25 protein-coding genes and 1 pseudogene are annotated in these 23,974 nt (G+C 68.0%); 13 read left to right on the top strand and 13 right to left on the bottom strand.

Going from position 1 to position 23,974, the window contains the following annotated elements:
- Window positions 1-19 precede the first annotated feature (19 nt).
- Genes ACOKR1_RS11755 through ACOKR1_RS11745 form a run of 3 tightly spaced genes read right to left on the bottom strand, consistent with a single transcriptional unit; the run spans window position 20 to window position 2,548 of the window.
- Window positions 20-1,033: a biotin-dependent carboxyltransferase family protein gene (locus ACOKR1_RS11755; RefSeq protein WP_422933244.1), complete on the bottom strand. Its 1,014-nt coding sequence runs from the start codon at window positions 1,031-1,033 to the stop codon at window positions 20-22.
- On the bottom strand, window positions 1,030-1,767 hold the full coding sequence (locus tag ACOKR1_RS11750; protein WP_422933243.1) for a 5-oxoprolinase subunit B family protein: 738 nt from the start codon (window positions 1,765-1,767) through the stop codon (window positions 1,030-1,032). The genes ACOKR1_RS11755 and ACOKR1_RS11750 overlap by 4 nt, the downstream gene beginning before the upstream one ends.
- 1 nt (window position 1,768) lies before the next feature.
- A complete protein-coding gene (locus tag ACOKR1_RS11745) occupies window positions 1,769-2,548 on the bottom strand; it encodes a LamB/YcsF family protein (protein ID WP_422936623.1) in 780 nt (259 codons plus the stop codon).
- A 205-nt stretch (window positions 2,549-2,753) separates the two neighbouring features.
- Between ACOKR1_RS11745 and ACOKR1_RS11740 the strand changes: the two genes are divergently transcribed.
- A complete protein-coding gene (locus tag ACOKR1_RS11740) occupies window positions 2,754-3,683 on the top strand; it encodes a LysR substrate-binding domain-containing protein (RefSeq protein WP_422933242.1) in 930 nt (309 codons plus the stop codon).
- 145 nt (window positions 3,684-3,828) lie between these two features.
- Window positions 3,829-4,056 carry a hypothetical protein gene (locus ACOKR1_RS11735; RefSeq protein WP_422933241.1) on the top strand — a complete coding sequence of 76 codons (228 nt, stop codon included), beginning with the start codon at window positions 3,829-3,831 and terminating at the stop codon, window positions 4,054-4,056.
- A 90-nt stretch (window positions 4,057-4,146) separates the two neighbouring features.
- Here the strand turns inward: ACOKR1_RS11735 and ACOKR1_RS11730 are convergent, their stop codons facing one another.
- From ACOKR1_RS11730 to ACOKR1_RS11720, 3 genes are all read right to left on the bottom strand, one after another.
- On the bottom strand, window positions 4,147-4,821 hold the full coding sequence (locus tag ACOKR1_RS11730) for a 4-carboxy-4-hydroxy-2-oxoadipate aldolase/oxaloacetate decarboxylase (protein WP_422933240.1): 675 nt from the start codon (window positions 4,819-4,821) through the stop codon (window positions 4,147-4,149).
- Window positions 4,822-4,844: 23 nt separating this feature from the next.
- The gene (locus tag ACOKR1_RS11725) at window positions 4,845-6,053 is read right to left on the bottom strand and encodes an aspartate transaminase (RefSeq protein WP_422933239.1); all 1,209 of its coding nucleotides are present in this window, start codon (window positions 6,051-6,053) and stop codon (window positions 4,845-4,847) included.
- A 248-nt stretch (window positions 6,054-6,301) separates the two neighbouring features.
- Window positions 6,302-7,375 (bottom strand): IS630 family transposase, encoded by a 1,074-nt coding sequence (locus ACOKR1_RS11720; RefSeq protein WP_422933238.1) that lies wholly within the window; start codon window positions 7,373-7,375, stop codon window positions 6,302-6,304.
- 87 nt (window positions 7,376-7,462) lie between these two features.
- Here ACOKR1_RS11720 and ACOKR1_RS11715 point away from each other — a divergent pair.
- From ACOKR1_RS11715 to ACOKR1_RS11705, 3 genes and pseudogenes are all read left to right on the top strand, one after another.
- Window positions 7,463-7,678 (top strand): annotated as a pseudogene (locus ACOKR1_RS11715) (helix-turn-helix domain-containing protein); the annotation flags it as partial.
- Entirely contained in the window at window positions 7,609-7,908 is a 300-nt protein-coding gene (locus ACOKR1_RS11710; RefSeq protein ID WP_422933237.1) for an IclR family transcriptional regulator domain-containing protein, read from the top strand. The pseudogene ACOKR1_RS11715 and the gene ACOKR1_RS11710, both read left to right, overlap by 70 nt.
- A gap of 35 nt (window positions 7,909-7,943) precedes the next feature.
- A complete protein-coding gene (locus ACOKR1_RS11705; protein ID WP_422933236.1) occupies window positions 7,944-9,005 on the top strand; it encodes an L-idonate 5-dehydrogenase in 1,062 nt (353 codons plus the stop codon).
- Window positions 9,006-9,010: 5 nt separating this feature from the next.
- Here the strand turns inward: ACOKR1_RS11705 and ACOKR1_RS11700 are convergent, their stop codons facing one another.
- Window positions 9,011-9,916: a helix-turn-helix transcriptional regulator gene (locus tag ACOKR1_RS11700; protein WP_422933235.1), complete on the bottom strand. Its 906-nt coding sequence runs from the start codon at window positions 9,914-9,916 to the stop codon at window positions 9,011-9,013.
- 60 nt (window positions 9,917-9,976) lie between these two features.
- A complete protein-coding gene (locus ACOKR1_RS11695) occupies window positions 9,977-11,425 on the bottom strand; it encodes an MFS transporter (RefSeq protein ID WP_422936622.1) in 1,449 nt (482 codons plus the stop codon).
- A gap of 510 nt (window positions 11,426-11,935) precedes the next feature.
- Between ACOKR1_RS11695 and ACOKR1_RS11690 the strand changes: the two genes are divergently transcribed.
- The 6 genes from ACOKR1_RS11690 to ACOKR1_RS11665 all read left to right on the top strand — a co-directional run bounded on the left by ACOKR1_RS11690 (window position 11,936) and on the right by ACOKR1_RS11665 (window position 16,996).
- A complete protein-coding gene (locus tag ACOKR1_RS11690; RefSeq protein ID WP_422933234.1) occupies window positions 11,936-12,976 on the top strand; it encodes an NAD(P)-dependent alcohol dehydrogenase in 1,041 nt (346 codons plus the stop codon).
- A gap of 156 nt (window positions 12,977-13,132) precedes the next feature.
- Window positions 13,133-14,035: a hypothetical protein gene (locus ACOKR1_RS11685; RefSeq protein WP_422933233.1), complete on the top strand. Its 903-nt coding sequence runs from the start codon at window positions 13,133-13,135 to the stop codon at window positions 14,033-14,035.
- A gap of 363 nt (window positions 14,036-14,398) precedes the next feature.
- Window positions 14,399-14,893, top strand: coding sequence for an FBP domain-containing protein (locus ACOKR1_RS11680; protein WP_422933232.1), 495 nt, complete (start codon window positions 14,399-14,401; stop codon window positions 14,891-14,893).
- Window positions 14,894-14,898: 5 nt separating this feature from the next.
- Entirely contained in the window at window positions 14,899-15,438 is a 540-nt protein-coding gene (locus tag ACOKR1_RS11675; RefSeq protein ID WP_422933231.1) for a DedA family protein, read from the top strand.
- The gene (locus ACOKR1_RS11670) at window positions 15,435-16,253 is read left to right on the top strand and encodes a thioesterase family protein (RefSeq protein WP_422933230.1); all 819 of its coding nucleotides are present in this window, start codon (window positions 15,435-15,437) and stop codon (window positions 16,251-16,253) included. The genes ACOKR1_RS11675 and ACOKR1_RS11670 overlap by 4 nt, the downstream gene beginning before the upstream one ends.
- A gap of 11 nt (window positions 16,254-16,264) precedes the next feature.
- Window positions 16,265-16,996, top strand: a complete 732-nt coding sequence (locus ACOKR1_RS11665; RefSeq protein WP_422933229.1) for a lipoate--protein ligase family protein — start codon at window positions 16,265-16,267, stop codon at window positions 16,994-16,996.
- A gap of 5 nt (window positions 16,997-17,001) precedes the next feature.
- Here ACOKR1_RS11665 and ACOKR1_RS11660 read toward each other — a convergent pair whose 3' ends face one another.
- From ACOKR1_RS11660 to ACOKR1_RS11650, 3 genes are all read right to left on the bottom strand, one after another.
- Window positions 17,002-19,185, bottom strand: a complete 2,184-nt coding sequence (locus ACOKR1_RS11660) for an ATP-dependent DNA ligase (protein ID WP_422933228.1) — start codon at window positions 19,183-19,185, stop codon at window positions 17,002-17,004.
- 143 nt (window positions 19,186-19,328) lie between these two features.
- Window positions 19,329-19,586, bottom strand: coding sequence for a hypothetical protein (locus ACOKR1_RS11655; protein WP_422933227.1), 258 nt, complete (start codon window positions 19,584-19,586; stop codon window positions 19,329-19,331).
- Window positions 19,583-20,014 (bottom strand): methyltransferase domain-containing protein, encoded by a 432-nt coding sequence (locus ACOKR1_RS11650; protein ID WP_422933226.1) that lies wholly within the window; start codon window positions 20,012-20,014, stop codon window positions 19,583-19,585. The genes ACOKR1_RS11655 and ACOKR1_RS11650 overlap by 4 nt, the downstream gene beginning before the upstream one ends.
- Window positions 20,015-20,204: 190 nt before the next feature.
- On the opposite strand from ACOKR1_RS11650, the gene ACOKR1_RS11645 reads away from it, so the two are divergent.
- Window positions 20,205-20,639 carry a VOC family protein gene (locus ACOKR1_RS11645; RefSeq protein WP_422933225.1) on the top strand — a complete coding sequence of 145 codons (435 nt, stop codon included), beginning with the start codon at window positions 20,205-20,207 and terminating at the stop codon, window positions 20,637-20,639.
- A gap of 5 nt (window positions 20,640-20,644) precedes the next feature.
- Window positions 20,645-21,286: a winged helix-turn-helix transcriptional regulator gene (locus ACOKR1_RS11640; RefSeq protein ID WP_422933224.1), complete on the top strand. Its 642-nt coding sequence runs from the start codon at window positions 20,645-20,647 to the stop codon at window positions 21,284-21,286.
- A 40-nt stretch (window positions 21,287-21,326) separates the two neighbouring features.
- On the opposite strand, the gene ACOKR1_RS11635 is transcribed toward ACOKR1_RS11640, so the two are convergent.
- Both ACOKR1_RS11635 and ACOKR1_RS11630 read right to left on the bottom strand, forming a co-directional pair.
- Window positions 21,327-22,838 (bottom strand): hypothetical protein, encoded by a 1,512-nt coding sequence (locus ACOKR1_RS11635; protein ID WP_422933223.1) that lies wholly within the window; start codon window positions 22,836-22,838, stop codon window positions 21,327-21,329.
- 741 nt (window positions 22,839-23,579) lie between these two features.
- Window positions 23,580-23,939 carry a VOC family protein gene (locus tag ACOKR1_RS11630; protein WP_422933222.1) on the bottom strand — a complete coding sequence of 120 codons (360 nt, stop codon included), beginning with the start codon at window positions 23,937-23,939 and terminating at the stop codon, window positions 23,580-23,582.
- Window positions 23,940-23,974 lie beyond the last annotated feature (35 nt).

Below are 23,974 nucleotides of genomic sequence, written 5' to 3'. Positions count from 1 at the left end.
CTCGGGGGTCGATGCGGGATCAGCCGCAGGCGGCAGCTGGCAATTCCTGCCAGTGGGCCGCACTGCCGATGCCCAGGAGGTTGAAGACAGTCGTGACGGATTCTCGGAGCGTTTCGAGCTGTTGCATCGAACGCCTGTAGGCGGCGGTCGCCTCGGCGACGGTCGCCCGGACGAAGTAGACCGCGTCGCCCGGGCGGGCCTGGGCCAGGACATCGAGCCCGAGGCTCGTGGCCACGGCGAGCACCGGGTATCCGGCCGTCACCCCGCGCCCGCGGTGGAGCACCAGGAGTTCCTCGCGTGAGGGGACTTCGACGGCGCCGACCGGGACTCCTCGGGAAAGCACCTCGCCTGAGCTGGTTCGCTCCGGCAGTTCGCCCCCGAGCCGCAGTCCAATGTGGTTGCTCCTCGGGCTCACGGTGTATTCCGAGCTGAAGAGCAGCCTCGCTGAGTCGCCGAACTCCGCGAAGTCCGGACCGTCCGTCACGTCCACGCGGAGTCGGCCCCCGGTGTGGGGTCGCTCGGCGGCGAGGCGGAAAAGCGGCATGTCGAAGTACGGCTGGCGGATCGGCGAAACGCTGCGGCGGGTTCCGACCGCCGTCCCGTCCCGCAGCTTGAGCCCGAACCCGACGACCGTATCCGGGGCGCAGCTTCCAAGGAGGGTCGGCGCATCGACCGATCCATGGACCGAAACGTAGGCCCTGAGGCCCCCGTTGATTCCGCGCACGGACACGGCCTCACCCGCGCGGACCGAGATGGGCTCCCACTGCGGGCACGCGCGCCCGCCCACCGTCAAGGCCAGAGGAGCCCCCGTGACGGCGATCAGGATGTCCGAGGTCGCCGTCATCCGGAAATCGAGGGCCGTGAGTTCGAAGAGGGGCGCATTGTCGCTGTTCGCCACGAGGATGTTGGCGGCCCTGGCCGAATACTGGTCGAGGGCCCCGTTGACCGGTAGGCCATACCTGGGGCCGCGGAACCGTCCGAGATCGGTGACGACCGCGTTGCCGGCCTGCTGGATGATGATCTGCCCGCTCATGGCTGTGGCCCCGCGAAACGCGCCTCCATGGGGTGTCCCTCGTACGCTGCGAAGTCCTCTTCCGCGATGGGCCGGAAGCGAAGAATATCGCCCGGCCGGTACGGGACCAGGGGGTCCCTGCCGAGATCGAGCAAGGTCAGCGGAGTTCGCCCGATGACCTGCCACCCACCCGGGGCGACGGCGGGCGCGATCACGGCTTGCCGTCCCGCCACCGCGACGGCACCCGCCGGAACACTGAGCCTCGGATCCTTGAGACGCGGAACTGGGGTCGGGAAGTCTGGTCCGTCCGTCATGGGTGAGCCGGCCGGCGCCCCGAAACACCGGATCACGTAGGTCTTGGATGAGTGGATCCGGATGACGTCCTCGACGGAGATGCCTTCGAATTCGGCGAGGAATTCGAGATCGGGCCCGTAGGCGCCCCCGTACACGACCGGGACGTCGAACTCACGGGGAGCGGCGCCGTCGTCCGCGGACAGCGCGAGCTGTCGCAGCCCTTGGCCGATGAAAGCGCGGATCTGGCGGGCAGACAAGGCGAGCGCATCGAACTCCACGAGAACCGAGTCGTACGTGGGGACGGCCCCGTGAAGTCCCTCGGCCCCGCACTCCTCGAGCCATCCGGCGAGGCGGTGAACCGTGGACCAGTCCCGCTCGGCGTCGCCGGAAGTGGCGACCGCACGCACGGCCGCGATTCCGGAGTCGAAGACCTCCACGGCGGAGGGTACGAAGGTCTGCATATCAGGCCACCGGATGCTTCGCTGCGAGCACGTCTGCGAGCGGAGCGATCCGGACTCCAGCAGCCGTGAGTTCGCTGCGGATGAGGCGGGCGAGGTCGACGGCGCCAGCGTTGTCCCCATGCAAGAGGACGGTGTCCGCCTCGATGTCGAGGTCCGTCCCCGCAACCGTGCCGATCTTCCCCTCGCAGACCATGCGGACAGTGCGCTCGACGATCTCCGAGGGGTCGTGAAGCACGGCGCCCGGGAGGCGCCGCGGGACGAGGGTTCCGTCTTCCCGGTAGGCACGGTCGACAATTCCGACGAGCGCGACGTGGAGTCCGCGCTCCCTCGCGGCCTTGGCCAGCTCGCCCTCCTGGGCCACGACGATGAGCTCCTTGTCGACCCCAGCGGCGGCGTCCGCGACCGCGGCCGCGTAGTCGGGCCTGGTCGCCACGAGGTTGCCGAGCTTGCCGTGAGGAGCGATGTGGGAGACCCGTGTCTCGTGAAAGGCCGCGAAGGAGGAGAGGCCACCGAGTTGGTAGACCACGTCGTTGCGGACTTCGTCCGCCGTGAGGTCCATAGCTCGGCGGCCGAAGCCGCGAAGATCTGGAAAGCTCGGATGGGCGCCGACGCCGACGCCGCGGCGGACACACTCGGCCACGGTGCTGTTCATGATGTCCGGATCGCCCGCGTGGAAGCCGCACGCGATATTGGCGCTCGAGACGATGTCCAAGAGCTCGGAATCGTTGCCCATGCGGTAGGCGCCGAATCCTTCTCCCAGATCTGCCACGAGATCGATCATCGGGTTCACGTGCTTCTCAATTCCTTGGATAGCCGGGTGGGATATAATTTCCGGTGGGTCGACGAATTCAGAATTCTTTCCTCTCGGGTGGTTTCTGACATCGCCTCGATACTTCAAGTTAGCGATTGAGGCTTGGGTCACACAAAGACGTGATCTGTGTCCCGCCATAGGGTTCGGTTATGACGGGCGGAGAAGGGTGGAGTTCGTGGACACGCGGAAGCTCGAGTACTTCGTGAGGATCGTCGATGCCGGGAGCATCACGAAGGCCGCTGCGGCGCTCCACGTCGCCCAGCCGGCGTTGAGCCAGCAGGTCTCGGCGCTCGAGAAGGAGCTCAAGCAGCGGCTCCTCATTCGCAGCAAGCAGGGCGTCGAGCCGACGGCGGCGGGGAACGCGCTGTACCGGCACGCGCAGACGATCCTTCGGCTGGTCGAGGAGGCGCGGCAGGACGTCGCGACGTCGGGCGGAGCCCCATCTGGGCGAGTCTCCATCGCCATTGCCCCGTACAGCATGGCGTCGAGCCTGGCGCCGCAGATTGTCCGCGAGGTCAGGCGCAGGTACCCGGACATCATGCTGCACCTCACGGAGATTGTGGGGGGCGTGCTCAGCGAGGCCATCAAGAACGGCAAACTCGACATGGCGCTGATCTACGAACCTGGCGAGATCCGTGGAGTCCGGTTCACCACCATGATCGTGGAGGATCTGTACGTTGTGGCGAGCCCCGAATCGGATCTGTCCGTCGACGCCAATGGGGCGGTTCCGCTGAGAGAAGCGGCGAAGCTCGACTTCTTCCTGCCGGAAAGCAATCACACGATCCGGCAACTCGTCGACAAGGCCCTCAGCGAGCAGGGGCTGCCGCTCCGCCTCGCCGGAGAAGTGGAGTCGGTGCCATCGCTGTGGCGGCTGCTGCGCGCGAATCTTGGTGCAACGATCCTGCCGAGGTCGGCCGCAGATGCCCTCTTCCCGGACCAAGATTTCAAGGTGCTCCGGATCGTGGACCCTGCTCTGCAATGCAAGATCGCCCTGTGCACGGCCGATCATGAGCCAATGTCCGAGGCGGCCTCCGCGGTGCTGATCCTCCTGCGCGACATGATCAAGAACCAGCTGCTCCGACGTTATGGGAATGACGCGGCGTAGCTTCCGGTCCGCTCGATCCATAGGGTCGGCTTATGTTGGCACTCGACTTTGATCTTATTCATGGCCGATTGCGCTGCCTACCATTGAATCAATAGATCAATTCGTAGGCCAGCGAACCAGCTGTCCCAGCGCAAGGAAGCCGGAGATGAAGAAGATCAGCCACACCAGTTGGAACCTCAGGAAGTCGCATTACCCCGTGGTCGTTCAGACCGGTTCGCACTGCCCGTTTAATGGCCTGTGGCGCCCCGTTGATTCCTCCGCGGAACCGCTTTTCGTTTTCGAAGGAAGCATTATGCCGACGCACGGTGGCGGAACCGCTGAGTGGATGCTGGTTGCGACCGGAAACGGAATCGCGGACCGCTCCCGGTGGTGAATCGCGTTCCGCGGCGGGATCCCCGCGGTGGTTGCTGATGGCAGTGGGAGGGCGCCTTGCCGGCGCCCTCCCACTCTGTGTGGGATGGTTCTAGTCCTCCACGAGGAGGCCCTTGGCCTTGAGGACGTCCGTCAGCTTGCACAGCTCGATCGTGTTTCCGCCCGCGTGGTAGGCCTTGATGAGTTGGTCTTCGGCGTCCACGCGAGCCTGGGACAGAGCGATGACTTCCTCCGCCTCCTCGCGGCGAACGACGACGACGCCGTCCGCATCCCCGCGCAGAATGTCGCCCGGGTAGACGATCTCGTCGCCGAAGACGAGCGGGTGGTTGATCGGGCCAAGCGTCTCCTTCACGGTGCCCTTGATGGAGATGCTTCCCGAGAACACGGGGAGCCCGAGCTCGATGAGGTCCTGTGTGTCGCGGACGCCCGAATCGGTCACCATGGCGGCGATGCCCTTCGCCTTCATCGCGTTGCCCAGGACGTCCCCGAACGTGCCGGCTTCGGGAAACTCTCCGGCGCCCACGAGCACCACATCGCCGCTCTGGGCATAGTGGATCGCGACTTGAAGCATGAGATTGTCCCGCGGCGCACAGCGAACGGTCACGGCGGGGCCGCAGAAGGACATCGAACGGTCGATCGGCTTGATGCGCGAGCTCAGCGCGCCCTTGCGGCCCTGAGCCTCGTGGATGGTCGCCGAGGAGAAGGCCGCGAGGCGTTCGACGACGTCCGCGGCCGGGCGCTCGAATTTCGTCTTGACGTGGATCATCTGCTGCATTCTGCTTTCCGTTTTCAGTTGAGGGCGCGGACGGCTTTGTCGATGGCTTCCACGCCGGCGGTGATGGTTTCGAGGGACGTTGCGAAAGAGATGCGGAAATAGGGGCCCAGGCCGTAGGCAGAACCCGGGATAACGGCCACCGACGCCTCGTCGAGCAGGTAGAGGACGAAATCCTGGTCCGTCTCGAGGGTCGTGCCACCGGGCGTCGTCTTGCCGATGGCGCCTTCGCACTTCACATAGGCGTAGAAGGCGCCCTCGGGGGTGAGGCACGAGAGGCCGTCGACGGCGTTGAGGCCAGCCACCGCGGCGTCTCGCCGGCCGCGGTACGCCTCGACGCATTCGGCCACGAAGGTCTGCTCGCCCGTGAGGGCCGCGGCCGCAGCGGCCTGGCTGATCGAGGACGGGCATGAGGAGATCTGGGACTGGAGCTTGTTGATCGAGGCCACGAGCTTCGCCGGCCCGACGGCGTAGCCCAGGCGCCAACCGGTCATCGCGTAGGCCTTGGAGACGCCGTTGACCACGAGGACGCGGTCGCGGAGCTGAGGGGCCGCGGCGACGAGGCTCGTGATCCGGCCCTCACCGAAGTAGATCGCGTCGTAGATCTCGTCGGTCAGCACATGGACCTGCGGGTGCTCGCCGAGGACGGTGGCGAGGGCCTCGAGCTCGGCCCGGGAGTACACGACGCCCGTCGGGTTCGACGGGGTATTGAGGATGAGCCATTTCGTGGCGGGCGTGATGGCCTCGGCCAGCGCGCGGGGCGTGAGCTTGAATCCCACCTCATCGCCGCACGGAACGATCACGGGCGTGCCGTCATTGGCGAGGACCATGTCCGGGTATGAGACCCAGTACGGCGCCGGGACAATCACCTCGTCTCCCGAGTTGAGGGAGGCCATGAAGGCCGTGTAGATCACTTGCTTCGCCCCGCCGGCGATCGTGATTTCTCCGGGGCCGTAGGCGATGCCTGTCCGCTTCTCGACGTGCCGGAGGATCGCGGACTGGAGTTCAGGGGTGCCGGTGACCGAGGTGTATTTGGTCTGGCCCGCGTTGATCGCCGCGATCGCCGCGAGCTTGACGTGGTCCGGCGTGTCGAAGTCTGGCTCTCCGACGGTGAGATCGATGATCGACCGTCCCTCGGCCTTGAGCTCGCGCACTCGCGCCGCTGCCATGACGCTCGCGGACTCCCGGATGCGGGTGACCCGCGAGGCTGGCTGATAGTCGGACATGTCCCCTCCAAGGGAGTGTGGCTGCCGCGAGGGCGGGCGGATGTTATGAGCTTCATTCGAGCCTAGAGAAGGGCACGGCCGCGTGCATAAGACGTAATTTGGGTGGGCGGATAAGAATGACTTATGACGATGAATCGGGAATGCTGGCCTATGATTTCCCTATTCCACTGAATTGTTCGATTGAATTCCGCCGCCCAGTCGCGGAGCCATGCAACAAGGGAGTTGACGGCATGCAGGAACTCAGTGCACTAGTGTCGCGTTTCTGAAGTCGTTTTAGGTTTGGCTTTGGCGAGGATCTGTTCGGGGGTCTTGGTCCAGACGAAGGGGTGGGCGCGGTCGTTCCATCCGGTGATGAACTGGCGGATCTTGGCGTTGAGGTCCTTGACGGAGGTGAAGACGCCGCGGCGGATGGCCTGGCGGTCGATGATGCCGAACCAGACCTCGACGAGGTTCAGCCAGGACCCGGAGGTCGGGGTGAAGTGGACGCTGAAGCGGGGGTGGTCCTCGAGCCAGGCCTTCACCTCCGGGGTCTTGTGGGTGGCGTAGTTGTCCATGACCAGGTGCAGCTTCTGGTCGGGGTAGGCCCGGTCGATCTGGCGCAGGAAGGCGAGGAACTCCTGCCTGCTGTGCTTGGGCTTGACCGCGGCGGTGACCTGGCCGGTGGCGACCTCGAGGGCGGCGAAGAGGGTCGTGGTGCCGTGGCGGGTGTAGTCGTGGGTGCGGCGCTCGATCTGGCGCGGCTGCATGGGCAGCATCGGGGCGGTGCGGTCCAGGGCCTGGACTTGGCTCTTCTCGTCCACGCAGAGCACGATGGCGTCCTCGGGCGGGGCCAGGTACAGGCCCACGACGTCGGTGACCTTCCCGACCAGCTCGGGGTCGGTGGAGAACTTGAAGGTCCCGGAACGCCACGGCTGGACGCCGTACTCGCGCCAGGCCTTGGCCACCGTGGCGTTCCCGATCCCGAGGTGCTTCCCCAGCAGCCGGGAGGACCAGTGCGTCACCCCGTACTTCTTCGGCGGCGGGGCCAGGGTCGCCGAGACGACCTCGGCATGGTCCACCCGCCGCGGGCGCCCCGAGCGCCCCAGGTCGCCGAGCCCCGCCAGCCCGGACTCCGCGTACCGGCGCCGCCACGCCAGAACGGTCACGACGCTCGCGCCGACGCGCTCGGCAATCACCGTGTTCGCCACGCCCTCGGCGGCCAGCAGCACGATCCGGGCCCGCTGCGCGAGCCCGGCCCGCACCGACGGGGAGCGCGTCAGCCGCCTCAATTCCTCGAAATCACCATCACGAAGGCCCAATGCGGGCGCGGGACGATTGGCCACAAGGCCATCCTCCCAAACACCCAACCATTCAGAGACTAACGCCACGCGACACTAGCCGGCAGGAGCGCGGCTCCGTCGGTCAGTCGCGCCATCGAACTCCTCGAGTACCTCGCAGACAACTCGACCGCACCGGTAGGCCTCACGGAGCTCGCGAGGGGAATCGGCGCGGCCCGATCGTCGACCCGCAACATCTGCGGCGCCCTCGAGCTCGGTGGTCTCATTCAGCACTTCGGGTGCGCTACGCCGGCGCGGGCGCCTTCGAGGCGAGCCCCGCCCGAAGCGTCGGGAACGTCGAAGAGCTGATCGCCCAGCTTGGCGCGGTCCGAGACCGCGGCTACGCCGTGGACTACGGCGGGATGCATCCTGCCGTGACTGGCGTTGCCGCCGTCGTCCCCGAAACCGTGTCGGCACCGCGGTTCGCCGTCGGCGTCTCCCTCATCGCCGCCCGGCCTGACGAATCCGACCTCGCGCGGTACGGCAAGGCAGTGCGGATGGTCGCGGCCCAGATCGCCGTTCCGGCGCGCCGCGCGTAGCAACCACTCATCGGGAGCCGGAAGGAAGAAGAAGCATGAGCCCTGAGACAGGCACCGCCCTAGTTCGAGCGGTGGTCGCCCACGCCCGCGATGACGTGAGGGTGGACTTGGTCCCCGAGCCCGTTCCCGGCCCGGACGAGGCGCTCGTGGCCATCGAGCTCGGCGGAATCTGCGGATCGGACCTGCATTACTGGCTTCACGGCGCGGCGGGAGAGTCCATCCTGCGGGATCCGCTCGTGCTGGGCCATGAGGTGGTCGGCCGCGTGATCCGCCGGGCCGAGGACGGCACCGGTCCGGCAGCGGGGGTGCGGGTGGCCGTCCACCCCGCCACCCCAGGCCCGGTCGGCGGCCCAAGGTTTCCCGCTGACCGGCCCAACCTCTCGCCCGGCGGGACGTATCTCGGAAGCGCAGCCACGCGTCCGCACCGAGGGGGCGCTTTCGCGGACCGTGTGGCCCTCCCGGCCCGGATGCTCCGTCCCATCCCGGAGACCCTCGACCCCCGCGCCGCTGCGCTCATCGAGCCGTTGAGCGTCGCGTGGCACGCCGTGAAGCAGGCTGGCGAGGTTGCGGGGAAACGTGTCCTCGTCGTCGGCGCGGGACCGATCGGTGCGCTCGTCGTCTCGGTCCTGGCGCATCACGGCGCCGGCGAGACCATCGTGACTGACCTCTTCGAGGCGCCCCTGCAGCGCGCCGTCGAGCTCGGCGCACACCGTACGGTCCTTGCCTCTGAGGCCGCGGAGCTCGAGGGCCTCGACGCCGATATCGTCATCGAATCCTCGGGGAGCGTCCCGGGGCTGCGCACCGCGATCCGCGCCGCCACGCGGGGCGGGCGCGTCGTGATGCTCGGGCTCCTGCCCCCGGGAGACCAGCCTGTGCCGGTCTCGACGGCGATAGCCCGAGAGCTCGAGCTCGTGGGATCGTTCCGCTTCAACGACGAGATCGACGACGTGATCGCGGCGCTGAGCGCCCGCGAGCTGGACCCCACGGCCGTCGTCACCCACGTGTTCGACGCCGATCAGGCCCTCGAGGCGTTCGGCGTGGCACGGGACGCGTCGACGTCGGGGAAGGTGCTGCTGAAGTTCGCAGGGGAGCGCTGAAGCGGCTACTCGTCGACGGCGGGGGAGTCCACCGGCGTGCGGGCGTCCCGGCGGCGGTGCTCGCCGACCGCAGAGCTATCGGCCCCGAAGCTGCCGAGCAGGGCGAGTGAGTCCGCGGACGGGGACCCCGGTTTGGCCGAGAACACGCGCAGAGTCTGGTCGGGGTCGTGCCTCGGGGCGAGGTCTTCGAAGCTCAGCTCGAGGTCGCCGACCACGGGGTGGTGCATCCGCAGGACCCCCGCGTACTCGGTGACGAGCCGGCGGCTCGCCCACCATTGGCGGAAGAGTTCGCTGTGGACGGCGAGCTCGCCCACGAGCTCGTTGACCTGGGGATCGCTCGGGTTCCGCCCGATGTCGACCCGAAGGGCTCCCGTGGCCTCGGCCGCGACCGACTCCCAGTCCGTGAACAGCTCGCGGGCCTGGGGGTCGAGGAGGATCCAGCGCGTGAGGTTCCGTTCGTGCGCGGGCATGCTCGGGAAGTCGGCGAGCAGGAGGTACGCGAGGCGGTTCCCGGCCAGCACGTCCGTACGGCGGCCCAGTACGAGCGCAGGGACATTCCCCACGGCGTCGAGGAGCTGGCGCAGCGCGGGCCGGGCGTTCTGCGGCGGGGCCGGCGCCCGCTGCGACGAGGCGCAGTGCTCGAGGAGGTCGATCATGTGGGCGCGTTCGCCCTCGTCGAGGCGCAGCGCTCGGGCCACGGAGTCGAGCACGGATCGCGAGGGGTGGATGTTCCGCCCCTGCTCAAGCCGCGTGTAGTAGTCCGTGCTCACGCCGGCGAGCAGCGCGATCTCCTCGCGTCGCAGCCCCGGGACGCGCCTCCCCGTGGTCCCGGCGGTCACGCCGGCCTGCTCAGGCGTGAGGCGGGACCGCATCGCCTTGAGGAATCGCCCGAACTCTGCGCTCTGACCCATGTTTTCCATTCTGGCGGAGGCTCCGCCGATGTTCGACCCTCGGGAGTGGGACTGTGAGTCCTACGAAGCGCCCGCGGTCTCGGCGGACGCTTGCTCCGGCGTGGCCGCTGCCTTGCGCTGGTCCGCGGGCATCGCCAGCACTGCGACGACCGTCAGGACGGTCGCGATGAGGACGGCGAGGAACACCGCGGCAGACGCTGGCACGATGGCCTGCGGGGCCGATGCCGGGCCCGGCACGCTCGCGTAGATCGCGTTGGCGACGGCGCCGAAAATGGCGACTCCGAGGGCGCTCCCGATCGAGCGGGCGAATAGGTTGGTGCCGGTCACCACTCCGCGCTCGTTCCACTCGACGCTCGTCTGAGCGGCGATGAGGGTCGGCGTGGCCACGAGACCGAGCCCGAGGCCGACGACGAAGCAGCTCACCGCGACGAGCACGACGCTCGGCGTATACGCCGTGAAGGCGAGGGCGCTCGCCCCGACGACCGAGATGAGAATGCCGATCACCGCGGTGCTCCGGAAGCCGATCCGCAGGTACAGGCGGCCGGACTGCGACGCGCTGATGGGCCAGCCGAGAGTCAGCGCGGCGAGCGCGAGCCCGGCGAGCACGGGTGAGACCGACTGCGCGCCCTCGAGGAAGGTCGGCACGTAGGACGTGAGGCCGAGGATGATCGCCCCGACGCCGAACGAGACGAGCGTCGTCGTGAGGAGGAGCCGGCGCGAGACGACCCACAGCGGGAGGACGGGCTCGGGCGCGCGGCGCTCGACCACGAGGAACGCGACGAAGAGGGCCGCGCCAAGCACGAAGGCCCCGATGCTCAGGGGCGAATCCCACGCCCACGCCTGCCCACCTTCGAGGGCGCCGAGGATGAGGAGGGTCATCGATCCAGTGAGCAGGCTCGCGCCGATGAAGTCGATGCGGTGCTGCGCGCGCTGGATGTTCTCGTGGAACGAGCGCATGAGCATCCACGCGGCGAGGACGCACAGCGGGATGTTGATGAGGAAGATGCCACGCCAGATCCCGAGCGACGAGAACACCCCGCCGAGGGTCGGGCCGACCACGGACGAGATGGCCCAGACGCTGGCCAGGTACCCCTGGACCTTGGCACGCTCCGCGAGCGAGTAGATGTCGCCCGCGATCGTGATGGCCATGGGCTGGACGGCTCCCGCGCCGAGGCCCTGGATGACGCGGAACGCGATGAGCGCCGGCATCGAGAGCGCGACGCCGCAAAGGATCGAGCCGAGCAGGAACAGCGCGATGCCGGCGAGGATGAGTGGCTTCCGGCCGACCATGTCGGAGAGCTTCGCGTAGACGGGGACGGACACCGCCTGCGCGAGCATGTACGCCGAGAAGAGCCACGGGAACGACGAGAACCCGCCGACGTCGTGCACGATCGACGGCACGGCTGTCGCGACGATGGTCGAGTCGATGGCGACGAGGCCCGTGGTCACCATGAGGGCTATGAGAATGGGGCCTCGCTCGGAGCGGAAACCTACATCGGCGTGCGTCATCATGGGTGGGATCTCTTCCGTGTACGTCTCGAGGCGTGTTTGATGTTGTTAGCGTGAACTCCCCAGCCCGGCGGATTAGTCCCGGATTCTCCGGCGAAACTTGCGTCTGGGTGGGCCTAGGACTCCTAGGATCAACAGGGCAGGCTTCGGGTGCTGACTCGGCCCTCCACCGTCCGTAGCGTTGAAGGACGTGGAACACAGTTCATTCATCGGCCTCGCGTTCATCCTCAGCGTCCAGAGTGTGGAGAGCCGAAGCGCGCTACCAGATGCGCCAGTCGTGGACGACGGCAGGGCGCATCGCGCCGACCGCTTCCGGAGGACACGAGCCCGCCTCGCGACCGCATTGCATCGCGCGGCTTGGACCGTCGAGCCCAAGACCTTCGGCCTGGCGCTCGAGGGTAGGACTCCGAGTCCTAGGAATCCCACACTGTGCCATGACTGCTGACGTGGCCCGCTCGCGCGCCTAGCGTGGGAAGAACACCCAACACCCCAACCGCGAAAGGAGACCGCATGCCTACCGCACGCGCTTACGCCGCCCCGTCCGCCGCCGATCCCCTCGTCCCCGTCACGATCGAGCGTCGCGAGCCTGGGCCCCACGAGGTGCTCATCGGCATCAAGTTCGCCGGCATCTGCCACTCCGACATCCACACCGCCCGCGGGGAGTGGGGCGCCATCAGCTACCCGATCGTCACGGGCCACGAGATCGCGGGCGTCGTGGAGGCGATCGGCGCCGAGGTGACGAAGTACGCCGTCGGCGACAGGGTCGGCGTCGGCTGTTATGTCGACTCGTGCCGGAAGTGCGTCAATTGCCTTGCCGGCGAGGAGCAGTACTGCCTCGAGGGCGAGATCGGCACGTACAACGCGATCGGGCGGGACGGACTGCCGACGGCGGGAGGCTACAGCACCCATATCACCGTCGAGGAGGACTACGTTCTCCGGATCCCGGAGGCGCTCGAGCTCGACGTCGCGGCGCCGCTCCTGTGCGCCGGGATCACCCTGTACTCGCCGCTCAAGACGTGGGAGGCCGGGCCTGGCAAGCAGGTCGCGATCGTCGGGATGGGCGGCCTGGGACACATGGGCGTCAAGATCGCCCATGCGCTCGGGGCCGAGGTCTCCGTGATCAGCCAGTCCCTCAAGAAGCAGGACGACGCGTTCCGACTCGGCGCGGACCATTACTACGCGAGTTCGGACGAGAGCACGTTCGAGGATCTGGCGGGTCGGTTCGACCTCATCGTGAGCACGGTGTCCGCCGACCTCGACCTCGACGCGTACCTCTCGCTCCTCGCCCTCGACGGAACGTTCGTCGCCGCCGGCCTGCCCGAGAACGCCATGAGCTTCGGCTCCGGTTCACTCGCCGGCTTCCGGCGCCGCATCGGCGGCACGAAGAACGGCGGGATCAGGCAGACCCAGGAGATGCTCGACTTCTGCGCCGAGCACGGGCTCGGAGCCGAGATCGAGGTCATCCCGGCGGAGAAGATCAACGAGGCGTGGGAGCGCGTCGTGGCGAGCGACGTCCGCTACCGCTTCGTCATCGACACGGCAACCCTCTGACGTCTGGGGGACCGGCTTCACTTCTGCTGCCCTTGGCCGCTTCCCGTGCGAAATTGCCCACGGGTAGCTGCTGAGGGCAGCAGTTGTCACGCCCGGGGGCCAGCTCGAGCCCGGAATGCGGGGAGCGTGTGCGCCCGCAAACCTATGATGTGTGGCATGGACCTGGCAGCCGTTGCCACCGAGCTGTACGCCCTCCCGCCGAGCGAGTTCACGTCCGCGCGCAACGAGAAGGCCAAGGCTGCGCGGTCTGCGGGGGAGTCTCTCGTCGCGAAGCAGATAGGGCGACTGCCCAAGCCGTCGGCCGCCGCGTGGGCAGCCAATCTCCTCGCGAGACACCGCCCCGAGGATGTCGCGCGCGTCCTCGATCTCGGTGCCGAGCTGCGCATCGCGCAGGAGCTGCTCGACTCCGAGGCCATCCGGCGGCTCGGGCCCGAGCGCCAGAAGCTCGTCACGGCGATCGTGCGGGAGGGGCGAGCGCTCGCCCGCGATTTCGGGGGGAGCGTGAGCGAGGCGGCCGCAGCGGACCTCGAGCAGACGCTCCGCGCGGGCATGGCGGACCCGGGGGCGGCGGCCGCCGTGCGGAGCGGGCAGCTAGTGCGGGCACTCGCGAGCAACGGGATCGACCCCGTGGATCTCACCGACGCCGTCGCGGTGCCGGGGAGCCTGCACGAGCCGGCTCCTCCGCCGGCCCCGGGCGTCCGCGGCGAACGCGCCCCCCAGCGCGATGACGACGAACGACGGCGGGTCGAGGCCGAGCGCGCGCAGGAACGCGAGCAGGCACGCGCCGAAAGGGACGAGGCCGAGCGGAGCCTGCGCCTCGCTGAGGCGGAGCTCGCGGACGCCGAGAGCAGTGCGGCAGACGTCGCCGCCCGACGCGAACACCTGGCGGGCCAGCTCGCCGAGCTCAAGGAGCGGCTCGCGGGCCTCGAAGGCGAGGTTGCCGCCGTCGAACGCGAGGCCGGGTACGCGGAGCGGACGCGGAAACTCGCGGCGCGCGTGGCCGAGCAGGAGCGGCGAGCCGCGCGGCTAGCGCGCGAGCGGCTTGATCGCTTGAGCTGAGAGACCATTTGAACCGGGCAGCGGAGATCTGAGACACTGCTCTGGGCTCGGACGAGCCCCGACGAGTCCTCCCACGGGGAGGCGACCGCGCCGATTCGGCGCCTGAGGAGCTGAGCATGCGCGCTGGCCTGGTGCACCGTGCCGCGGACTGCGGGGTGGCCCTCGTGGCCTGCTGTGCGGCCCTCCTCCCGTCTGCCTTCCGCCGCTGAGGCGCTTCTTCGCCCGTGCGTTGATCCGCGGGTCCCGACCCCGCAGCGCCACCTGACGGCCTCAGGCCGCGTCCGGCAGACGTCCGACCGCCCTCCGCGAGCCCGCGCTTCCGCGCGGCCCTCGTGTCTGCCGAATTCGTGAAAGAGCCCTGCCATGCAGAAGATCACCGTCCAGCAAATTCGTTCATCCTTCATCAACGCGAGCCGCTCCGAGGCCGCGCGCCTCAACCCTCCCCAGGACTTCGACACCCTGGACTGGGACCGCCTCGACTTCCTCGGCTGGCGCGACCCTAAGATGCCGCTGCGCGGCTACATCGTCTTCGCGCCCGACGGCGGCAAACCCGCCTCGATCATGCTGCGCGCCCCCGAGGGCGGGGCCCGGAAGAACCGGTCTGTGCTGTGCGAGCTGTGCAGGTCCGTCGACGCCCCCAACGACGTGTACCTGTGGGTGGCCCGGCGGGCAGGGCAGTCTGGCCGGAACGGCAACACCGTGGGAACGCTCATCTGCGCGGATTTCGAGTGCAGCGCCAACGCCCGCGTCGAGCCGCCCGCGAACGAGATCCACCCGGATCCGGCCGCGGTCGTGCTGAACCAGATCGCCGGGCTCGGCGCCCGCGCGGCCCAGTTTCTGAGCCGCGTGCGAGAGTAGCTGGTATGGATCAGCTCCTGGCCTTGCCCTTCGAGGTTGCCGTGGTCGCGCTGTTCGTGATCGTGCTCGCGCGGACGAATGCCACCTACTGGCTGGGCCGCGCCCTTGCCGCGGGCTACGGGAAGACCCGCCTCGCCCGGCGCTGGGACCCGTCGAGGCTCGACGGCGCGCGGCGGCTCATCGACCGCTGGGGGCCGTTCGCGATCGTCCTGACTTTCCTGACCGTGGGCCTGCAGACGGCGGTGAACCTCGCCGCGGGCATGAGCCGCATGCAGCTGCGCTACTACATCCCCGCGACCGTCGTGGGCTCGGCCGTCTGGGCCCTCGTCTACGCGACGGTGGGGCTCGCCGCCGTCGAGCTCGTCCTGGAGCACGCCAGGGCGTCTCCGTGGGCGTGGGCGATCGTCGCCGCCGTGGTGGGCATCGTCGTCGTCCGCGTGGTGCGCGCCCGCTCCCGCAGGAAGACACAAGGCGGGCACGGCGTTACCGCTAGGGTTGATGAGGCGCGCGACGGAGCTGCGCCGGAGGAAAGGAAGGGCGCGTGACGGAGACGCAGGAGTGGACGGACCAGACGGGCCTCGCTCAGGGTGACTTCTACTATGAGGACCTTGGCGGTGGCCGCTATCGGTCCACGATCCACGTCCAAGGCGCATGGAACGCGCACGAGCAGCACATGGCGCCGGCCTCGGGCCTCCTCGCGCACGCGCTCGAGCGCCACGACCGGCGCGAGGGCCTGCGGATCGCGCGGATCAGCTACGAGATCCTCGGCCTCATCCACGCCGGCGAGTGCGAGGTGACCACCACGACACTGCGGCCCGGCCGGACCATCGAGCTCATCCAGGCCGAGCTCTCCGCCCAGGGGCGCGTGGCCATCCGCGCCACCGCGTGGCGGCTCGTACAGAGCGACACCTCGAGCGTCGCGGCCTTCGAGGACGCACGCATCCCGGCGATCGAGGACTGCGAGCGCTGGGACGGCACCACGGAGTGGCCCGGCGGCTACATCCGCTCGCTGGAGATGTACCAGGCCACGCACCACCGTTCGGGCAACGGCACCGTGTGGATCCGCACACCGTACCCGCTCATCGACCAGCAGGAGAGCCCGGATTGGGTCCGGCTCATGGGCCTCGTCGACACGGCGAACGGCATTGCGACTCGCGTGCCGCCCGGCCCCGGCGGCTGGGCCTTCCCGAACGTCGACCTGCAGATCCACCTGTACCGGCAGCCGGCCGGCGAATGGCTCGGCATCGACAACGCCGTGACGTTCGGGGCGGACGGGATCGGACTTACCTCCTCTGTGCTGCACGATCTCGAGGGGCCGTTTGGCCGCGCCGAGCAGATCCTCACGCTCCGCCAGACCTGAGGGGCGGGACCATGGCTGAATGGAATGACGGCTCGACGGCGGCGCTCGCGCTCATCACCGACCGGGATGGGAGCGACCCTGCGGCCCAGCTCGCGCGCGCGGCGGAGCTGTTGGACGAGGTCAAGCGGGGGCTTCGGGGCCCGACGCTGAGGCTGTATCGGCCCCGCCCGACCATGGCGTTCGGACAGCGGGACACGCGGCTTCCCGGCTTCGAGGACGCCCGGGCCGCGGCCCTTTCACGGGGTTTCGCGCCCGTGGTCCGGAAGGCCGGCGGCCGTGCAGCCGCATACCACGAGGGCACCCTCATCGTGGACCACATCGAGCCCGCCCGCGAGGCGATGGTGGGGCACCGCCACCGCTTCGAGGTCTTCGGCGAGCTCTACGCTGGGGCGCTGCGCACGCTCGGGCTCGATGCGCGCGTGGGGGAGATCGCTGGCGAGTACTGCCCGGGCGAATACAGCGTCCACGGCGTGCCGGGGGAGCGGTCGACGGCGGCCGCTCCCGTCAAGCTCGTCGGGACGGCCCAGCGTGTGGTCGCCGGGGCGTGGCTGTTCTCCTCGGTCTTCGTGGTGAGCGACGCCGGGCCCGTCCGCGGCGTCCTGACCGACGTGTACCGGGCGCTCGCGCTACCGTTCGATCCGACGACGGCGGGCGCGGCCGACGATCTTGTGCCGGGGCTCACGGTCGACGACGTCGAGGCGGCGCTGCTGGCCATGTATCGGGAGCGCGGCGCGCTGGCCTAGCCGGGCTAGGCGGGCCGGTCCCGGTTCAGGACCGAGGAGAGATCGTAGCTGACGGGTTCGTCGAGCTGGTCATAGGTACACGACTCCGGCGAGCGGTCCTGGCGCCATCGGACCCATTGCGCGGTGTGGCGGAACCGCTCGCCCTCCATGTGGTCGTACTTGACTTCGACGACGCGCTCCGGCCGCAGCGGGGTGAACGAGAGGTCCTTGTTTGCATTCCAGCGGGAGTGCGCCGCCGCAGTAGGGGTGCGAGGTGCCGACTGGTCGCGGTTGTCCGGCAGCACCTCGGCGGGCTGCGCCCACGCCCACGGGTGCCCGTCGAACGTGGTCACGAGCGGCTGGAGCTCCTCGAACAGCTCCTTGCGGCGGGCCATGGGAAACGCCCCGATGACGCCCACAGAGTTGAGCCGGCCCGGGGCGTCGTACAGGCCCAGGAGCAGGGATCCGATGGCGTCGCGCTCGTCCTTGTAGAGCCGGTACCCGGCGAGGACGCAGTCGGCCGTCCGCTCGTGCTTGAGTTTGGACATGACCCGCTTGTCCTCGGCGTAGGGCTCTCCGAGGGGCTTGGCGATGACGCCGTCCAGGCCGGCGCCCTCGAACGTGCTGAACCACTCCAGCGCGAGGGCGGGGTCCCCGGTCGCCTGAGTGAGGTAGACCGGGGGCTTGGCGTCCTTGAATGCCTCCTCAAGGGCCGCGCGCCGCTCGCGGAACGGACGCTCCACGTAGTTGGTCTGGCCCAGGGCGAGCAGGTCGAAGGCCACGAAGCTCGCTGGCGTTGCGGCGCTCAGCTTTGCGATGCGGGAGGCCGCGGGGTGAATGCGCTGCTGGAGGGCATCGAAGTTGAGCCGGTCGCCAGAGTCCGGGTCCACGAGGACGATTTCGCCGTCGATGACCGAATGGTCGGGGACGTTTGCGACGATGGCCTTGACGAGCTCCGGGAAGTAGCGCGTCATGGGCAGGGCATTGCGCGATCCGATCTCCACCCGCTCGCCGGAGCGCCACACGATCGAGCGGAAGCCATCCCACTTCGGCTCGTAAAGGTACTCGCCGACCGGGAGCTTCTTGACGGGCTTGGCCAGCATCGGCCCGTACGGGGGAGCGATCGCGGTGCCCCATTCGGCGTCGCGCTCCGCCTTGGGCGCCGAATAGTCCTCGTCGGCTCGATCCGCCTTGCGCTTGCTCGGCGGCACCCGCGGCGGCTCGCCGGGCATCTTGGGGTAGTCCGGCGGGAAGTTGAGCTCGCCGAGCCCGCGCTCGAGGTCCGCGTCCCAGAGGGCGAGTGCGCCCGAAATGTCGCCCGGCGCGGCGTCCATGTCCGCCCACGGGCAGCCACGGGCGGCCAAGAGCACGGGGACCGTACGGACGGTGAAGTCGCGAGGGTCGGCGTCGGGGAGCTCGTCCCACGTCAGCGGCGTCGAGACGGGCGCGTGCGGCAAGGGTCGGGGGGAATAGGCGGCGGCGATCGTCCGGTCGCGGTTGGCCTGGTTGAAGTCGACGAAGACCCGCTCGCCGCGCTCCTCCTTCCACCACGAGCTGGTCACGAGGTCCGGCATGCGGCGCTCCAGCTCGCGGGCGATCCCGATGACGGCGTGCCGCACATGAAGGAACTCCCGCGTGGGCCGGATGCGCGCGTAGACGTGCACGCCTCGGTTGCCCGAGGTCTTCGCGTAGGCCGTGAGCCCGGCCTCGGCCATGACCTCGCGCAGCGCGAGCGCGGCGGTGACAGCGTCCCGGAAGTCGCGCCCGGGCTGCGGATCGAGGTCGATCCGCAGCTCGTCCGGGTTGTCCAGATTGGCCGTGCGCACTGGCCACGGGTGGAAGGTGATCGTTCCCATCTGCGCCGCCCACGCGAGCTCGGCGGCCTCGTCGAACACGAGCTGTTCGTGGCGCCGGTGGGACGGGTAGGTGCAAGTGACCGTCCGGAGGTACGAAGGTGCGCCCCGCGGCGGCCGCTTCGAGAAGAACTCCTCGCCGTCGATCCCCTCGGGGAAGCGCTGCAGAGTCATGGGCCGGTCGCCGTTGAGCCGCAGAAAGGGCGATGCCACCGAGATCAGGTAGCTGGCCAGGTCGCGCTTGGTGAGGGGATGATGCCCCTCGACGCCGGGCCACAGCACCTTGTCTGGGCTGCTCAGCTTGACCTCCCGCGCGCCGTCGGGGCCGTCCACGCGCAGGATCTCAGAATCCGCCATGCGCCCAACGGTAGCTGCCGCAACGCCGTCGGGGCAGGCCCCGCTCGCCAACTAGTAGGCGCTGACCCTGAGAGGTGGTGCGTTGGCCGGTGGGCGTTGGCGCCTTCACGAGCGTCATGGCGTCCCTAATGCCCTCAGCTGGCTCAGCGCGGCGCGTGTCGCGCGCCGTCGCGGGCACACATCCGCCCGGGCGATGTGCCGACCCAGGCCAAGGCGTTGCGGTCGCTGATCACGATGCGTTCGCAGGCATCGACTCGAATGCCCCAATGCTCGCCCGCCATGGCGGCGACCCAGTGACTGGCCGCACCGGCATGGCCGAAGCCGAACCGGGATTCGAGTGCTTCGCTGGGGTCGCTGGCTTCCCACAGCATCTCCACCCTCGGCTGATGCGGCTGGGTCACGTGCTGGCTTCGAGGACGAAGAAGATGAAGGACAGGAACGCCCTGCGATCTCCGAGATGCGGTGGAAAGAGCTCGCGTGGCGCGTCAGGGGAAGCTGGTGGTTCGCTGATGACTTTGATGCGGAAGCCGGCCTCGGTGAAAGCGTCGGTCATGGCGTGCAATGGCCTGTGCCAGAAAGTCAGCTTCGCGGTCTGGCCGTTGAACTCGACCATCGCGGGGCTGGAGTCGAAGCCCGTCACAACCGCGCCCTTGGCGATCAACGCCGCTGAGAGGGGCCCAGAACCGCATCCCGCGTCGAGGATGCGGCGGCCGTCGACGTCGCCGGCAAGGCCAACCATCGCTGGCCGCTCGTAGTACGCGTTCAGGAGACTGGACTCGTTCTCCGCCGAGTAGCTCTCGGCAAAACTGTCGTAGTGGTCGGCCTTCACGGGATCTCGCTTTCGGGGCTCCTGGTCGGACGGTCCGCTCGATCCTAACAAGGCGGCGTCTGCTTGCCGCCGCTGAAACCGACTGTCTGTGTGGCCGAGTTGATCCGCCGCCTTCAGCTCTTGACGTGCCACTTGTTTTTTGCAAGTGTGAGCATCGTCCTCATACCGGATCCATCAGAGGGAGACCACGATGACTGCGATGTTCGTCAACCTGCCGGTGACCGACCTCGAGCGTGCGAAAGCGTTCTACACGGCGATTGGCTTCACCATCAACCCGCTCTTCACCGACCACAACGCTGCTTGCGTGGTCGTCGAAGACGGCCACAGCTACTTCATGATTCTGGTGCGCGACTTCTTCCAGACGTTCACCGACCGACCCATCGGCGACCCGAGCGCCAGCGTGTCGGTAGCGACCGCGATCTTCCTCGACAGCCGCGACGCGGTTGACGTGGCCATCGCCGATGGCGTCGCCGCCGGTGGCGCGGAGTCGCATCCGGTCACGGACCTGGGCTTCATGTACCAGCGTCAGCTCACCGACCCCGATGGAAACGTCCTCGAGTTCGGCTACATGGACGCCGTTGCCGCTGAGCAGGGCCCTGAGGTGTTCATGGACCAGCAGGCCTGACGTCGATGGCAGCACGCGACTATGGGCAGTACTGCGGCGTGACGCGAGCCTTGGAGCTCGTGGGCGAGCGCTGGGCGCTGCTCATCGTCCGCGATCTTCTTGTCGGGCCGCGCCGCTATGGAGAGCTCGCCGCGGGGCTCCCGCGAATCCCAAGCAACATCCTGGCGGCGCGGCTCAAGGAGCTGCAGGCGGCCGGTGTGATCCGCCGGGTGCCCCACTCGCGCGTCGTCGTCTATGAAATGACGGCGTACGGCCGCGAGCTCGAGCCGGTGGTCCTCGCGCTCGGCGCTTGGGGATTCAAGGCGATGGGCGACCCGCGGGAGGAGCAGATCATCACCCCCGACTCGATGACCATGTCGCTCCGGACCGCGTTCCGGCCGCATGTTGCGGCGGGACTGCCCGCGACGGCCTATGCGGCGCACTTCGGGTCAGCCGAGCTGCTCATACGGGTCAACGGGGCCACCCTCGACGTGGCGCGCGGGGACGGGCCAGCCGACCTCGCCTTTGCCGCGGGGCCGGACATCCGCCGGATCATCTCCGGAGAACTCGCCCCGGACCGAGCGATCGCGACCGGCGTGGTCGAGGTGTTGCGTGGCCCAGGCGACCTCCTGGGCCGGTTCGCGACCACGTTCCATCTGGCCGCCTGACGTGGCGTGGGGTCAACGGGCCGCAGCCGACCAGACGCGCCTAGTCCGGCAGTCCGACAATTCGGTCCGCGTAGGCCGGAAACGCGCTTCGGAGCTCGGGAACGAGCCGAGCGTCAACGAGCACGTTGAGATCGCTCACATCGGTCAGAACGCCCTGTATTGCCTGTGGTACCTGTGAGGGTCCGTTATAGAGGGCCTTGGCGTAGGGAATGCCCCGCTGAATGTGCTCGGTCCAATTGCCTTGCAGAGCCAGAGACCATTGTGCGGCAAGCATCGGGTCGAGCCCATTAACGTAACCGACGTAGATGAATGGATGATTCGAGTCGTAGTGCGATATTGCAACGAGTTTCTGGGCAATCGCGTTGGGCTGACCGTCCACGGAATTCAGAGCTCTGGCCTGTATGGCCTGGGCGGCGGACCCGGGGGCCCGCGACGCTAGTCCCAGGTGATCGAGTATGGGTGTAGGCCATCCGAAGGCACCGACGGCGCCGATAGTGGCGAAGGCGAGAGCCACGGTGGGTATGCGACGGCCAGAGGTCCACTGCGAGAAGCGTGGGATCAGTATCTCGCCGCCAGCCATGGCCGCTGCAGCGATCGCCAGCATCATTGCGGCGAGGCCGAACTTATAGAAGTAATACGACAGTGCGTGTGCGGTGGCAATCTGCCAGATTCCGAATCCGGCGGCCATCAGACCTCCGACCACAGCAGACCCGGTTGTCCCCATAATGCCAATCATCAATCGACGGTCGGGCCGATCGGCGAGCCACCAGTTTTTGAAGAGCAAGAGGAAGCAGATAGCGCACACGGAGACGAAGGTGAGATCCATGCCCCAATCGGGCTGGGTGATGCCGCCCGGTGTTGTGAGGACATCCTCGGGGGAGAGCTGCAGCTGCCGGAGCTGCCACGCGGCGAGCGACGCGCCGGCGACGGCAACGGCCAGAGCTGCGGCCCAGACGACCTGAATTGTCAGAGCCTGTTGGCGGAACATTCTTGCCTCGGTCGCCAGGATGATGACGCACGCGGGTGCACACAGGGCCAGCAGCAGGACCCAGTTGTGTGAGACGGAAACGACCGACATGGAGAAGAGAACCGCGATACGGATCGAATTGCTCTGACGTTGGAGTCGCATGATCGACAGGACGGCAACGCAGACCGCGACGCCCAACGCAAAATTGGGGAAGCCGCCGAACACCGGAATCGCGCCGGGGCCGACGAGCCAGGCCGCGGCGACGAGCGCAGCCAGGGGCAAAGTGAATTTGGGCTGGTGCCGGAGGCTGGGTATCGACGTCAGGGATGCTACGACGAGCACCGTGGAGATGGTGCCAACGAGTCCGACAAGCCGGAGGAAGAGGAGGGTCTCGGCATCATTGCCCGCGTACGTTGGTCCGGCGACAACCTCCGCGACCGTGGCCATGAGTGCGTGGATGCCCTGCGGGTAGGTCGCGGAGCTCCATCCCGACCCATCGGCGGGCGGCGTGGCCAAAGGGATGACTGTTCCGTAGCGGCGGAGCATCGCGTACATGTTGAAGTGGGGCGCGAAGTCCCAGGCCATCGAGAGAAGCGACAGGGTGCTCGCCGCGGACTTTGGAATGAAAAAATTCCAGAACACAGAGATGGACGCGATCCCCGCCAAAATGGGATAGCTGTCGACTCCGTTCCAGTCTGGCAGGAACGCCCGCCACGGCCGTTCGTTAGTTCGCCAGTAGATGAGGCATCCAACGAACACCCCACATGCGAGGCCCCACAGTATCCCTGCTCGAAGCCCGGGTAGAGGCATGTGAATCCACCACAGGAGGGGTGCCAGTCCGCTCAAAACGACAATTGCATTGACAAAACGTCGCGAAAGCAAGCGAGACGAAGGGATTGCCAGACATACGAGACAGAGGAGTCCGAAGGACAACCAGCCGGCCGTTCCCTCAAGGCGAATATTCGACATAGCCGTGCCGATCCCCAGTCCGGCAAGAACGGCCGCTACAACTCCTGGCACGAACAGTGGCCGCTCCGACGGCCTTCGGTTCGGATCAGGCATCACGAGGCTCCTCGACGTCGTGGAACCGACGACCGGGACCCTCAACTGTGCGCAGCAGCTCAAGCGTCACTCCGAGGAGAATCAACACAAAAGTCAAAGCTGCACTGTTGGTCCTCAAAAGACCCCCCACCTAGCCGACGCCATTTTCTTGCCTGACCCGCACGGACCGGCGACGGCCGCCTTCCAAGGGTTAGGGGGTTCTCGATCCGCCCCAAGAGGCATCATAGGGTAACAATCCACGCCTCGCGGACTGTGGCGGCGCTCCTAGCCCGACGCCTGCAGCTGGCCCAGGACGCAGAACTCGTTGCCTTCCGGGTCGGCCAGGACGACCCAAGATTGCTCGCCTTGGCCGATGTCGACCCGCTGGGCGCCATGTGCCAAGAGGCGGGCCACCTCGGCTTCTTGGTCGTCCGGTCGGAAATCGAGATGCAGCCGGCTCTTGCCTTTCTTCGGCTCATCGAGCCGCGCGAAGTCCAGACCCGGCCTGCGATCCGGCTCGGAGCGGATCTCGAACTCGTCGTCCGACGAGTGGACCACGACCCACCCGAGCGCCTCGGCCCACCATTGCCCCAAGGCCACCGGATCGAGAGAGTGGACGATCACCTGTTCCCATTCCAAGGTCATCAGCCGAGCCTACGCGTTCAACGTCGGCCGACGGC

This window comes from Sinomonas sp. P47F7, assembly GCF_049332655.1.
In the GTDB taxonomy this organism is placed as follows: domain Bacteria; phylum Actinomycetota; class Actinomycetes; order Actinomycetales; family Micrococcaceae; genus Sinomonas.
Note: the sequence above shows the minus strand (reverse complement) of the source record. Positions and strands in the feature narration are given on the sequence as shown.